At 38.9% G+C, this 13,571-nt stretch carries 13 protein-coding genes; 8 read left to right on the forward strand and 5 right to left on the reverse strand.

Annotated features, from left to right (window positions below; genetic code table 11):
- Positions 1-27 precede the first annotated feature (27 nt).
- The 3 genes from PVK79_RS17165 to PVK79_RS17175 all read left to right on the forward strand — a co-directional run bounded on the left by PVK79_RS17165 (position 28) and on the right by PVK79_RS17175 (position 2,398).
- Positions 28-543, forward strand: a complete 516-nt coding sequence (locus tag PVK79_RS17165; protein ID WP_246175621.1) for a sigma-70 family RNA polymerase sigma factor — start codon at positions 28-30, stop codon at positions 541-543.
- A complete protein-coding gene (locus PVK79_RS17170) occupies positions 543-1,346 on the forward strand; it encodes a DUF3379 family protein (protein ID WP_182735578.1) in 804 nt (267 codons plus the stop codon). Before PVK79_RS17165 ends, PVK79_RS17170 begins: the two co-directional genes overlap by 1 nt.
- Before the next feature lie 212 nt (positions 1,347-1,558).
- A complete protein-coding gene (locus PVK79_RS17175; protein ID WP_257326233.1) occupies positions 1,559-2,398 on the forward strand; it encodes a Tim44 domain-containing protein in 840 nt (279 codons plus the stop codon).
- A gap of 119 nt (positions 2,399-2,517) precedes the next feature.
- Here the strand turns inward: PVK79_RS17175 and PVK79_RS17180 are convergent, their stop codons facing one another.
- The 4 genes from PVK79_RS17180 to PVK79_RS17195 form a co-directional block, all read right to left on the reverse strand.
- Positions 2,518-3,708 carry an amino acid aminotransferase gene (locus PVK79_RS17180; protein ID WP_149983417.1) on the reverse strand — a complete coding sequence of 397 codons (1,191 nt, stop codon included), beginning with the start codon at positions 3,706-3,708 and terminating at the stop codon, positions 2,518-2,520.
- 79 nt (positions 3,709-3,787) lie between these two features.
- Positions 3,788-4,447, reverse strand: a complete 660-nt coding sequence (locus PVK79_RS17185; RefSeq protein ID WP_182731054.1) for a histidine kinase — start codon at positions 4,445-4,447, stop codon at positions 3,788-3,790.
- A gap of 53 nt (positions 4,448-4,500) precedes the next feature.
- On the reverse strand, positions 4,501-6,159 hold the full coding sequence (locus PVK79_RS17190; RefSeq protein ID WP_257326234.1) for an ATP-binding SpoIIE family protein phosphatase: 1,659 nt from the start codon (positions 6,157-6,159) through the stop codon (positions 4,501-4,503).
- Positions 6,159-6,464 (reverse strand): STAS domain-containing protein, encoded by a 306-nt coding sequence (locus PVK79_RS17195; protein WP_145240332.1) that lies wholly within the window; start codon positions 6,462-6,464, stop codon positions 6,159-6,161. Before PVK79_RS17195 ends, PVK79_RS17190 begins: the two co-directional genes overlap by 1 nt.
- 157 nt (positions 6,465-6,621) lie before the next feature.
- On the opposite strand from PVK79_RS17195, the gene PVK79_RS17200 reads away from it, so the two are divergent.
- The 4 genes from PVK79_RS17200 (at position 6,622) to PVK79_RS17215 (ending at position 11,056) form a co-directional block, all read left to right on the forward strand.
- Positions 6,622-6,951: an SUI1 family translation initiation factor gene (locus PVK79_RS17200; protein WP_145240330.1), complete on the forward strand. Its 330-nt coding sequence runs from the start codon at positions 6,622-6,624 to the stop codon at positions 6,949-6,951.
- A 138-nt stretch (positions 6,952-7,089) separates the two neighbouring features.
- Positions 7,090-7,641 carry a hypothetical protein gene (locus PVK79_RS17205; protein ID WP_257326235.1) on the forward strand — a complete coding sequence of 184 codons (552 nt, stop codon included), beginning with the start codon at positions 7,090-7,092 and terminating at the stop codon, positions 7,639-7,641.
- A 909-nt stretch (positions 7,642-8,550) separates the two neighbouring features.
- Complete coding sequence (locus tag PVK79_RS17210) at positions 8,551-10,059, forward strand: SIR2 family protein (RefSeq protein ID WP_257326236.1); 1,509 nt, start codon at positions 8,551-8,553, stop codon at positions 10,057-10,059.
- Positions 10,060-10,126: 67 nt separating this feature from the next.
- A complete protein-coding gene (locus PVK79_RS17215; RefSeq protein WP_257326237.1) occupies positions 10,127-11,056 on the forward strand; it encodes a hypothetical protein in 930 nt (309 codons plus the stop codon).
- 362 nt (positions 11,057-11,418) lie between these two features.
- Here PVK79_RS17215 and PVK79_RS17220 read toward each other — a convergent pair whose 3' ends face one another.
- A complete protein-coding gene (locus PVK79_RS17220; RefSeq protein ID WP_257326238.1) occupies positions 11,419-12,393 on the reverse strand; it encodes a transposase in 975 nt (324 codons plus the stop codon).
- A 409-nt stretch (positions 12,394-12,802) separates the two neighbouring features.
- On the opposite strand from PVK79_RS17220, the gene PVK79_RS17225 reads away from it, so the two are divergent.
- Positions 12,803-13,537, forward strand: a complete 735-nt coding sequence (locus PVK79_RS17225) for an FRG domain-containing protein (protein WP_257326239.1) — start codon at positions 12,803-12,805, stop codon at positions 13,535-13,537.
- The last annotated feature ends 34 nt before the right edge of the window (positions 13,538-13,571 follow it).

Here is a 13,571-nt window from a genome sequence, read left to right on the forward strand (position 1 = left end):
AACTCTAAAAGTCAGGTCTTAGTTGATATGGCAGAGAAAAAAACACGCTATGAAAAACTTGTTCATGTTTATCATAGCGAATTATATCGCTTTGCTTATTGGCTCTGCCGCGACCCTAATATTGCCGAAGATCTTGTCCAAGAAACATTTTTACGTGCTTGGCGATCTCTGGATTCATTATTAGATCAAAAAGCAGCTAAGCCATGGCTATTGACGATTTTACGCCGGGAAAATGCCCGTCGTTTTGAACGCAAACAATTTGATTATAGCGATGTTGAAAACGACACCTTAGTTGACGAAAAAAGCGTCACCTTGGATGACGAAATGGAACAAACAGTGATCCAACGTCAAATCGCTAAGTTACCTGATGAATACCGCGAGCCATTATTATTACAAGTCGTTATGGGCTGCTCCGGTGAAGAGATAGCAGAAATATTAGATTTAAATAAAAACACGGTTATGACGCGTTTATACCGCGCCAGAAACCAGTTAAAAGAGGCATTGAGCCGTGATGATGAACAACTTAAAGGGGCATCAAATTAATGGATGATCTCGAGTTTCGTCGCCGAATTAGCGCACAGCCAAACAGCACAGATAAGGAGCTTGTGGAGTTTGCAGAGCAACACTCTGAGCGACAAGAATTTATTAATGATATGCAGGCCTTTGATTTAGAGCTTGCCAATGCACTTGACGTACCGGTGCCAGCAGGTCTTGCCGAGCGTATTTTGGCAAACACCGCAGCGCATGCACAAAACGAGTCGGTCACAACTGAGCAACTCAACCAAGCACCAGCTGATACCAGCGCGCAAACACCGCCGCAACGAACAGATAATGTAGTTGAGGCAAGTACACGTTTTAAACGTGCTCGTTTACCACTTGCCATGGCAGCCTCAGTATTAGTGGCTGTGGGAGCATTTTTATTTAGCAGCGAACAAAATGTTGCGTACGCAGCTGGCGAACATGCGCTTGCTCATGTTTACTATGAAATTAATTCGCTGCAAAAGACCGAAGCAATCAGCTTAGCAACGGTAAATGAAAAATTTGCTGTGTTAGGCGGCCATTTAGATGAATTGCCAGGTAAAGTGACTTACCTAATGTTTTGTGACTTTAAAGGCCAAAAGGGATTACACCTGGTTTTTGAATCAGACTATGGCCCGATGACGGTATTTATAGTGCCATCAAAACAGCAATCGTTTGGCATCGGCGACGATGATTTTCAAGACGATCGTTTTGAAGGCCATATTAACCGTGGTGCTGACGCAGATACTATTTTAGTAGCAAGTCTTGGTGCGCCATTAGAAAATTACAATGATCGTATTAATGGTGCGATCCGCTGGTTAAATTAACCTTCCTTTTGCATTGCCGTTATTATAACGGCAATGCAATTTATACCTTCGCGAAACAATCGTTATATTCTTCCTGCTTGAACCAATAATTGCTTTTAAATTAGTCTATTGACCAAGCTACTGAGCATTTTAGAACTAATTCAGTTTGTCGCTATTTATCTAATTCCTGAACTACTTTAGAATCGCCGTTCTAATTTGTTTTAAGGAACTTCATGAAAAACCTGATTGTTATATTTTCATTGCTTGCTCTACTATGTACTGCAAGTTTTGATGCACAAGCACGTAAAAAGTTTGGTAGTAAAAAACGTGGCCAAACACCAGAAACACAACAAACCGCACAAAAACAACAAACAGATACCAATACCCTCGCCCCTGCTGCAAAACCAAAATCAAGCAAAAAAGGCATGATGGCAGGTATTTTTGGCGGCTTATTAGCCGGTGGATTAATCGCCGCAATGATGGGCGATGACTTTGAAGGGATGCAACTACTTGAGATAATTTTAATGGCAGGTATTGCCTTTATTATCTTTAAACTTATCATCGGTATAATACGTCGTAAAAACGCCCCTGTAATGGCGCATGCGCAAGGAGCATTTACTGCACCGCAAATGAAACAAACTGCGTCTGAGCACACCACTACAAGTGGATTTAGTCAAACCAATGACGTACCGTTTAATTTACCCGCTAACTTTGATACTAACGGCTTTTTACAAGGTGCGCGTAGCCATTATCATACTTTGCAAACAGCATGGAATAATGCTGACTATTCAACGATGGCTGAATACTTAAGCCCTGAACTAGTCGCTGAATTTAAAGCGGAACGTGAAGCGATTGACAGCGTTGCAACTGACGTGATGTTTATTGATGCAGAACTTGTACGTGCCGATACCGACACACAAAAATGGCAAGTAAGTGTACGTTTTAAAGGGAAGTACCGTGACTTAGGCGATAATAAAGAACAGCCTATTTTAGAAATTTGGCACTTAGAGCGTGCCGCCAGCGATGATGCGCCTTGGCTGATTGTTGGTGTTGAAGATTTAATTGACGCGTAGTTCTTGGTTCTAGGTTCTAGGTTCTAGGTTCTAGGTTCTAGGTTCTAGGTTAAAAAATAAAACCGCACAACAATAAGTTAGTGCGGTTTTTTATTTCAATAAACGCTATTTAAATAAGATTATTTACAAACATCTGCAACAGCATTTGCAAAGTAATCGATATTAGCTTGACTGATACCCGCTACGTTAACGCGGCTTGAACCAACAATGTAGATACCGTATTCTTTTTGCAGGCGCTCAATTTGTTCTTTATTAATACCTAAGAAAGAAAACATACCGTGTTGACGGTCAATAAATGAGAAGTCTTGAGCAATCTCTTTTGCCGCTAGACTGTCTTTGATCAAAGTACGTAGGCCATTGATACGGTTACGCATTTCATCAAGTTCACTGTGCCATTGTTGTGTCAGTTCTGTACTGCTTAAAATGGTATTTACAATGTCAGCACCGTGCGCAGGTGGCATTGAATAAATGCTACGTACCACACTTAACATAACAGAGTTTGAAATGTCTGCTGTTGCACTGTCTTTAGCAATAATTGAACATGCACCAATACGCTCGCGGTATAAACCAAAGTTTTTCGAACATGAAGAACAAATGATTAACTCATCAACTGCATTGGCTAAAATACGTAAACCATTTGCATCTTCTTCAAGGCTTGAACCAAAACCTTGGTATGCAATATCAACCAGCGGTGTAAAGCCAACATCTTTTGCCAGTTCAGCAACCGTGTTCCACTGTGCTTCGTTTAAGTCCATACCACTTGGGTTATGACAACATGCGTGCAGTAATACCACATCACCTTTTGGCACTTGGGTAAGGGTTTCGATCATTTCATCAAATAATAAGTCTTTGTTTTCATAATCGTAGTACGGGTATTCTTTAACTGTTAGGCCAGCGGCTTCAAACAAGCTAATGTGGTTTGCCCAAGTAGGATTAGTAACCCATACTGTCGCACCTGGATTACAGCGAACTATAAATTCAGCTGCAACTCGCAGTGCACCTGTACCGCCTGGAGCTTGTGCTGTACGAACACGATTAGCTAATAACGCTTGGTGCTCACCTAATAATAGGTTTTCCATTTTTTGGCAGTAATCTAAGTTACCCGCCAAACCAATGTATGATTTGCTAGTTTCGTTTTCAAGACGAAACGCTTCAGCTTTTTTAACTGCTTTTAATACCGGCGTATTACCGAATTCGTCTTTATAAACACCAACCCCTAAGTCAATCTTATTTGGGTTAGTATCTTGCTTATAGGCCGCCATAAGGCCAAGAATAGGATCAGTGGGTAATGGTTTTAATACTGAGAACATTGACTATCTCTTTCATTATTTAGGGGTTAGCTGTTGCACTTAGCTTAACATAAAAGCTCACTAGATTGACTAGTGTTATTTACACTAAAAAGTGAGGAATTTTAATACAGCACGCAATTAATAGCGCTAATGTTTGCTGGTTGAAAAAATCGTTATTAAAGGCTTCGCCATCAACAATACCAACGCAGCGATTTGCACTGTCAAAAAGCGGTAAACAGGCTTCTGATTTTACTTTAGGGTCACAGGTATAATATTCACCACCCGCAGCCAAATACTGCTCAACGTTGTTGATCACTCGCCCTTTACTACTCAGTGCCACCTGCACATTATTACTACCAGCAGCAAATGCTTCAGTAAGCGGAAAAAGCGGTCGGCTTGGCGCGCCAAAGTAAGTCAGTTTAAGTAATTGCTGACCCTCAGGTGTTGCTGTACTTTGGTAAATGCCGTACCAATCAACCTTAGTTTGCGCTACAACGTAATCAACAATTAGTTGTAATTGAGCAAGCTTTTGCGTGGTGTGCTGATCTTGCGGTAAAAAATCAGTGAGTTTAAACGGCTCATCTTGTAAATAGCCAAATAAACTGCACGCCCCGCCTTCACCCAGTTCTGGTATTTGATATTGCCAGCGTACCTCAGGAAGCGACTGATTTGATAAATAGCTTTCGAGCTTAGTAAGCTCAGCAGAGACTAACTGAGCAGGCACATCTAACTGCGCAAGAGATAAATAAGAAGAAACCATTTAGCCATCCAAACATCTAAAAAACGAATCATAGCATGGCTAAACAACCACGACTAGCTTTGTTGCTGCGCTAATCGATAACACATTTCAATTTGATTACCCGATGAGTTATAAGTCACCTGCTCTGCTATTTCTTCTAATATAGATAGCCCACGACCGTGCTCGCGATTATTACTGTTAGCATTACTGTCGGTGTTTGCAAAACCATTGCCTGAATCGCAAATTGTAAAATAAAGGCTCAATGTATCAGGACAATAACGTATATCTACAATGATCAATGCATCAACGAGTTTGGCTAATGTTGCCTCTCGAAGTTGATAATACTCAATAAAACCATCCTCTTTATTTTTAATCGCTGAATCGAGCCCTAATACACCGTGATCAAGTGCATTATTATATGCCTCAGAGAGCAGTAAAAAAATATCAGAGCGGTGCTCTTTTAGCCCGCCAACTTGGGTGATCACTTCGACGATTTCAAGCACTGGATCGGTTTGTTTTATTTGCTGTGAATTAAGCGTTAAAGAAAAATTGAACGGTAATCGAGAGTAAGCGGCTTGCTCTTCAGCCGCAGCAGGAACCGCCATACAGTTAAAAAGCACTAAACTAAGGTCGTCCTGTTGTTTACTGCCATGAGCAAACTTAGTAACTTGATTGATCACATCTTTACAGCTGACTTGGGGCTTGCTTGCAAGTGCCTTTATAAAGCGTTGCTCTGAAAAAAATTCATCGTCTGCATTGGTAGTTTCTATAATACCGTCGGTGGCCAGTGCCAAACGCATACTGCTATCGACTTCAAAATGAATTAATTCACGCTCAAATTCATCGCCTTCTAAAATCCCTAAAGCCATGTGCTGTGACTCTAAGGTTTTTAATACGCTTCCTTGTTGATCAATTAAATAAGCGTCAGGCAAGCCACCAAGCCAAGCAGAAACACTTTTCCCGGAGCTACTTAACTCAATAATTGTCGCGGCACAAAACATATGCCCGGGCAATAATTGTACTAATACGGCATTAACTTCTGCGGCAATATCACTGACCGCCATGCCTTTATTAACCATAGTGTAAAACACTTTCGACGCCGGCAATGCCCCTACCGCTGCCGCTAAGCCATGGCCGGTAAAATCCCCCAGCATACAATACAAACTACCAATAGGACTTTGCCCAACCAAACACATATCACCATTAAACATAGAAGCCGGTGAAAGATGAAAATCAATGTTGTTGGTAAACTTATGTTGGTTTTCTAAGGCATTATTAAAAATATGCTCAACGATTTCGTGCTCGCGCTCGGTTTGATTGTAATGATATTCTAATAATTTATTTTGTTCGTGGGTTTTTAAACTCAGCTTGCGGGTGCGGCTATGAGCTTTTATTTTCGCGGTTAAAATTACTTTATCAAACGGTTTATGAATAAAGTCATCACCACCGACCTCTAAACAACGTTCAAAACTGTTTTGATCTTCCAAAGAGGTTATAAAAATAATTGGTAGGTGAACATCGTTGTATAACTGCTTAATTTTTGTCGCTGTTTCATAGCCATCCATTACTGGCATTATTACATCGAGTAGCACAATATCAATGCTTTGCTGTGCTAATATTGCTAATGCTTCAACACCGTTAGCGGCAGTCGATACCTCGTAATTTTGTTGCACCAGCATTACTTTCAAAAGCGTACAATTAAGTGGCTGATCATCAACAACGAGAATATGCATTAATCAATATCAAACTTTTTATCAAAACGTGATATTTGCAGGATTTTTTTCAGTTGCGGCTGACAATTACTGATTTGAATTGCATCAACTGAGGTACCCAAGGTCTTTTTCATATTCAGTAACATACCAAGGGCGGAGCTATCCATGTAATCTGTTTCTCGCAAGTCAATTACGACCTTAGCGGTTTTTTCATTGATATCGGAATACGACTGTCGAAATGACTGCACTAAATTAAAGTCGAACTTCCCTTTAATTTGAATAGTCAGTGTAGCACCATCTGCTGATGCACTCTTACTTAGACCCATTAGTTAACTCCTGCTCAGATTATCCATTCTTAATTAGTATTAAATATAACTTGTTAATGATAAATCACCAAAAATAAAACACCCTATGCACAAATTTGTTTTAGATTTGATATTATCTAGGCCATTGTTTATTTAACTTTTTAAATGCAGGTTAAGCATGAGTGATAGTAATCTCGTTTATTCAACCGAAACAGGCCGTATCAGCCAACCAAAACCAAGCACAGAAGTGGCTAGTAAAGTATTTAAAGACGGCGCCCTGCGCATCGAACGCCAAACCAAAGGCCGTAAAGGTAAAGGTGTTATGTTGGTAACTGGTATTGACAGCGAGCAACACGATTTAAAAAAACTCGCCAAAACCATTAAAAGTAAAATGGGCCAAGGCGGCGCGGTAAAAGACGGCATCATTGAAGTACAAGGCGACGACCGCGAAAAACTCAAAGCCATCCTCGAAGCACTCAAATTCAAAGTGAAAATTGCCGGAGGGTGAGCCGCCGGCTTGCCTATAAAAAGCAGAGACTTGATGACCTAATTGCATATCTGTACTTTCTTAATTTATGATCAATGTATTGTAATACAAAGAAAAACATTGGAGATAAAATTGTCTACCCACACAAAGAGAGCTTAAATGATATTAGATAATCTACCCAATAAAAAACTAGTCTCTGCTCTAAAAGCTAGTGCAGCTTTGGATATAGAGCTTTGTGAAGACGAATACCTAAGGTGCTTTTCTTACAAAGCTAATTGGGCGCCAGGGATAGACGTTGCTTCATATGAAAATGGTGGTGGTGATGAAATCGTCATTGTCATAAAAGGTGATGCTATTTTAATTAAAGGCTTCGATCATGAATCAGAAGTTAGTCCTCATGCTCAAGAAGAGTTTAGAATTTGGCCAGGGCTGTATGAAGGGGCTCCTGAAGAACTGCTCGGCGTTTTAGATAACGATTTCTTCGAAATAGCTCATGTGACCTTTTGTTTTTGGCGTACTTCCAACTCAGGGTCATGGCAACAAGGAACTGTTAATTTCCAAAACAATGAAGATAACGGAGCTAATTGGCTGCTCCCTGCAATCACTATAACTCCAGAATATTTTATTGAGTATGCGAAGGACTACTACCAAGATGACTTTAATAAAATAACACCAGCAAGGGTACACCAAGTATTCAGCGAATATGAATAGCACAAAACTTTATCGGTGCTGTTGATACAATAAAATAAAGTAATAAAGTAGCGTGGTAACTTGCTTCGCTTGTTCCTCGCGATTTAGCCACTCTCATTTTACCGCCAACGGCAGCGTTAATTTAACTGGAGCAACACTCAATTATGGATGATGTATCGAAGCAATTAAAACCAGTAAAAAAACGGTTTTATCCCATATTACTATTAACTGTTGTATGCTTTTCAAGTGGCTTTATTCTTCAATATTTTGATATTGAGTTTCTAAATCCTTTTTATGGTGCATTAATCGGAGTGCTCATATTTAACGTTGGTATTTGGTTGTATTACAGGTGTCCAAAATGTAACTCTATTCCATTTGCATCAGGTAGTGAAGGCGTAGAAATCAGACCTAAACTCTGCCATAAATGTGGTGCTAAATTCAGGTCAAAATAAACTAATAGATAGCAGCAAAGCCAGAGGAGCTAATGCGGAGCAATAAAAGACGGCATCATCGAAATACAAGGCGACGACCGCGAAAAACTCAAAGCTATACAAAAAGCACTTAAATTCAAAGTAAAAATTGCCGTGGGGGGAATCCCGGTTTTATGGTGTGTGGTACTTAGTCGTATGTAGTGGTATTTAATTAGTTGTCCGTGACGATCTGAGCGGCGGGATTAAGCGATAACAGGACGCTGGTAAAAGTTAAACTTAGCCTTGTTTTGATGAGTTGGCTTCTAATTTGTCCGATAACATTATTAACCGCCTTTTGGTGCAAAATAACAAGCTTTGAATTTTAACTTTTTTAATTACTTGTTTACAAAAGTAATTATTGGTGGAATTATCAGAGTATGTAATATAAGCCGTTTTATTGTGTTATTAACCACCAAAATGGTGTTCAATAATCTGTAAGTTTTCTAAGGATTTATCGTACATGATAATAGATAACATTATTTCAGGGATAGATGTTGGTGGCCCCAAAAGTTACTATTCATTTGAAACATTTGTACAACATTTACTCAAGCATCACATTGAAAAACAGAATAAGATTTTTCAAATATCCGAAGACCGCTATAGATTTGGTGATGCGATAGCTCCAGAAGGTTTTGACTCTTTTGAAGGCCCAACAATAATTGAAATAAAATTCAATTTGGCGACAGGCTCTATTACAGGTCTTCTAAATAAATTAGCAAACCAGTTTTTGAACGAATATGTTGAGAATGCATTTGCAAACCTATTGGTTATTTCCGCAAAACCAATACCAAAGAAGGTTATATTTCGATTTGAAAGCGAGTTGGAAAGACACCAGTTGCCATTCAAAATTATATTTTGGGGGCCAACCGAATTAAATAAAATTGCTGCTCAGCATCGAAGAATTGTAAATACCATTACTAACAACCTGTTTTCACTGCGATTAGAAACTGCAATTTCGAAGCCTCTAAAAAACTGGAAGCAAGAAAGAGAGCTCGTAGTTGAAAACCTTAAAGATTGTTATAAAAAAGGGCAGTTTTCTTTATTGCTCGGCGCTGGTGTTTCAAGTAGCGCAGGAATGCCCGATTGGAATACGCTTTTGAACTCTCTTTTTGTAACTTATCTAACCCAAGAGTTTAATGGAGATGTTGCTATTGGAGACTTTGATATAAGTGAGCTTGTTTCTCGATTGAATAAAATAGACGAACCTTCAGCTTTAATGGCTGCAAGGTATTTAAGAAAGGGCCTATCCAAAAGAGATGCCGAGGCTAAAGAGTTTATATCAGCGGTAACAAAAAACTTATATAAATTGAGAAATTCTGATCGAGATATAGATTCAGAATTAATAAAATCCATTGCATCAATGTGTTTGCCAAGGCGAACTGGGGCCAAGGTCAAAACGGTTATTACATACAATTTTGATGACTTACTAGAAAGGCAACTACAAAAAAATACTATTCACCATAGCTGTATTTATACTGATAATGAAAGTTATGATCCAGATGAATTGCCCGTCTATCATGTGCATGGTTTTTTACCTGAAGACAGAAAAGGTTATGACGGGTTAGATAATTCAACTTTGGTTTTCTCAGAGGAAGGCTACCATCAGATTTACTCCGATTCTTACCATTGGTCTAATCTGGTGCAACTAAATTCTTTTAGAGAAAATAACTGCCTTATGATAGGTCTTTCAATGACGGATCCAAACCTAAGAAGGTTACTGGATATATCATCCAAGAATATCGAACGCAGTAAGCACTTCGCATTTATGAAAAGGCTTTCGATAGAAGAGTTTTGTTACCGAGAAAAGAAAAAAGTTGTCGAAAATATTGACGCTGCCGAAAAGTTCTTAGATCGTCACCATACCCTTAATGAAGAGTTAATGAAGGAGTTAGGGGTAACTATTGTTTGGTATGAGTCGTACGATGATATACCTGAAATTGTAAATAGAATTTCGCAATACGAAAACTAATCGGGTAGCTGGAGGTTTTAAACCTCCAGCTACCCGATTGTGAATTATTATTTAAAAGGAATTAAAAATGAGTGTTAGTGAACCCAATCGAAGAATAAAGTTTTCATACCAGATGGATGATTGGGATTATGAAACAGGCGATCGTTTACTATTAAAAACAAATGCAAGAAAATTAATTCCTTCTGAATATCAACCTGAAATGGATGGTACACTTTATTGCCCAGCTTGTTTTACTAATCTAAATCGGGTTCCAAAAGAAAAAGAGCATTTTACAAATGGACGTGATGCATATTTTTCACACATGACAAAATTCAAAGATACAAAGTGTGATTTGAAATCGATAAAGCCAGAAGGTAAAAAGTTTAATAATTGGGAAGAAGCTAAACAGGCTATTGATGATGAAAACTTAGTGATTATCAGTAGCTTCTTAAAGTCAAAACCAGAGCCGAAAATAGATAAGCCTGTTGCATATGATGAAACACCTGTAGAGGATGTTGATGGGCCTGAAACAGAAGTGGCAATAGGTCGCCATAACGGTGAGAGCTTTACTTTACCTAGCAAAATTACAACTGTTGCAGGCTTATGCCGAAACTTTGATGAAAACCTTTATAAATATTTTCATTTGCCGGGTAAAAATAATCCGATTCGCCTAATTGATTTACTTCAAAATGTAAAAACAATATCTAAAGGTAATGATAAGCCTAGGCTTTATTTTGGCCGTATAACAAGTACTAGTCATTTAGGTAAATATAAAAGACCAACAAATATTAGGATGACGTATTTAGATAATAATATGGAGTCAGATGGTGTCGCTCACTTTACAATTAAGTTGACCGATGAGCAGCAGAAAAATCATGGGATAGGCGACCATTCTGTTGGGCGCATTGTTTTGATGTATGGCGTTATTACTATCAGCGGAATTGGGCTTTGCTTTGAAAGCTTAGAATGGGGTGAGTTTTCATTGCTACCAGAGAAATATGAACATTTGCTAAAGTAAGCACATAACAAAACGCCTTGAGGTAGGCAGCAAGCACTAAAGCTCACTTTCTACCGCAAATTTTAACAGCGATAAAACCTTACTTTTCAATAACGTTAGGTAGGTTGATTCACAGTAGAGCGTATGAGTACTCCTGCACCTAAATAGTATTAGAAAACAAAATTGACACCCATTATAAATAAATGCTGAAGTCATCAAACTTAACCGTGCAAAAAACTGCCTGCCCGCAATTACTCTTCGAGGAAATGTTGTTTGTAATAAATAACGTGACTAATGTCCGCTGAATACTGAATTTTAGACATAGAAGGCTGCAAATTCGCAGTTTTTGAATTGCTTTAGATGGTTTACTACATCGCTCTATTTTATGCTAATAGCTTTTCACAATTTCTCACATTTGCTCGCCGCTTTCTATTTAAATGTTCACAGTATCCTTCCTGCGATGTTGGCCTCCCGACTGCGCCATGAAACACCCGTGTAAAGTGGCTCGTGAGTTTTAACCAATTATCTGCTGAGATATGTATCCGCTCCAATAACCGTGAATGAGTATTATCTATATAACCGCGCTTATCTTCTCGTATACAACGACCTGTTAACTCTACAAGTTCTAAATAAGATTTTAACTCAAATGGTAAGCCCTTTGGCATGTGCTGCCTTGGCATACCTGCAAAGCGTAGTAATTGTATTGGTTGTTTACCGTCGGTTGCACTTTCAATCCGTTTTTGTACGCTCGTGTAATCCGATGTTTCTGGTGTGTGAGCTATCTTCGCTCTGATTGGGTTTAAATCAACATACGCCATACATGCAGCCAATGCGGCTTCATCTAACAGTGCTTGTGATTTGAAACGGCCTTCCCAAAATCGCCCAGTACATCCATCTTCTTTATTCGCCCTGCGAGCTATATCTTCATTTAATAATCGCATAAACCAGCTAATACTTGATAAACGCTCACGGTACTCATCGACGGTCTCATTTAAAAAGAAGCACTCTGCTTTCGTTAGCTTGCCCCCTTGAACATATTTATTTGTCAGCATGGTGCCTTTACATAATTTATGCCAACGGATAATAATGGCTTTATCGTTCAGTCGTTTCGCTTTTTTATCATCAACATACAACACTAAATGCGTATGATTACTCATCACTGCATATGCGCAAACATCAATACAAAACACGTTAGAAAGAGCCAATAGCTTCTCTTCAACCCAACACCTGCGATGCTCATATGATTGGCCAGTAAAACGATCTTCGCCACATAGATAGGCTCGACGTACGCACCTAGAAATACAATGATAGTACTTTGTATCAGCCAAACTTATCTGACGCTTTCTCGCAATAGCCATGTGACAACCTGCTCACTTATTGTTCTAATAATAAAGTTAGTACGTAACTGATACATTGCAAATCATAAGGTGGGTGTCTTCTTAGCACCCATGGAAGATAACACGGAGTTCTCAGATCAAACATGGATAAAAGAGGCTTTATAAAATGAATTCTCGCCTAGCCACACTTAACTACAACATAGCCATATATAAACAGTGGTTGTATTTGGTTTTTTTCAACAACTCGCGGGATTATTTCTTGTATTTTACAACAACAAAAAAACAGCAAATATAAATCCCTTGATTTACATTTAGATACAGAGTTAGACTGAAAGTATTAAAAAACTCAAAGGATTTTCTCTCTGCAACTTGTGGGTTTAGATCCTTTGAATAAGCTGTTATGAGTTTATAGAAGTAATGTTGAGGATTTATGGAAAAAGTTATCGAATCATTTGAGCACTTTCATAAGCTATTTTCAGGTTGGCCATCACAAACTAGGTATTATTTTCGTGGTGTTTCAAAAAGCTATTATGAATTGATCCCATCACTAGGCAGAAGTAATGATGTGACGGGGTACTATGATGAGCAACGAATGCTTCGTGAGTTCAAAAGTCAGGCTCAAGCCTACATCAATAAAATTCCGAACAATGACTGGGAGTGGCTTGCTCTTGCCCAACATCATGGCTTACCAACGCGACTACTAGATTGGACAACTAATCCATTGGTTGCACTTTACTTTGCGGTAAAAGATGACATCGAAATAAGTGAACAAGAAAAATCAAATGGGTATGACGGTAGTAGTGCCTTTTACTTTTTAGTATATAAAACTCCCCCGCTAGATATTACTGTTTCTAAAAGCCCTATTGATTATGTCGATAATGAAGACGGTAGAGGACATGGGCTCTTTTGGCCTCCACATGCAACGCCTAGAATTAAAGCACAATCAGGAGTCCTATCAGTACAGCAAGATCCAAGCATGCCATTCTCTTATGGCAGTCGCTTAGAAAAATATATAATTCCTCAACATCTGCGGATTAAATTTAGACAAATTTTGAATGCATATGGAATCAATGATTCATCCATGTTTCCTGATCTTGATGGCTTGGCTTCTCATTTAAAGAACATCCGTGAAGATCACTACAGGTCTTGGGAAAGAGACGCGTAATCGGGTAGCCGGAGGTCTCTAACCTCCAGCCCCC

The organism is Pseudoalteromonas rhizosphaerae (assembly GCF_028885455.1).
Lineage (GTDB): Bacteria > Pseudomonadota > Gammaproteobacteria > Enterobacterales > Alteromonadaceae > Pseudoalteromonas > Pseudoalteromonas rhizosphaerae.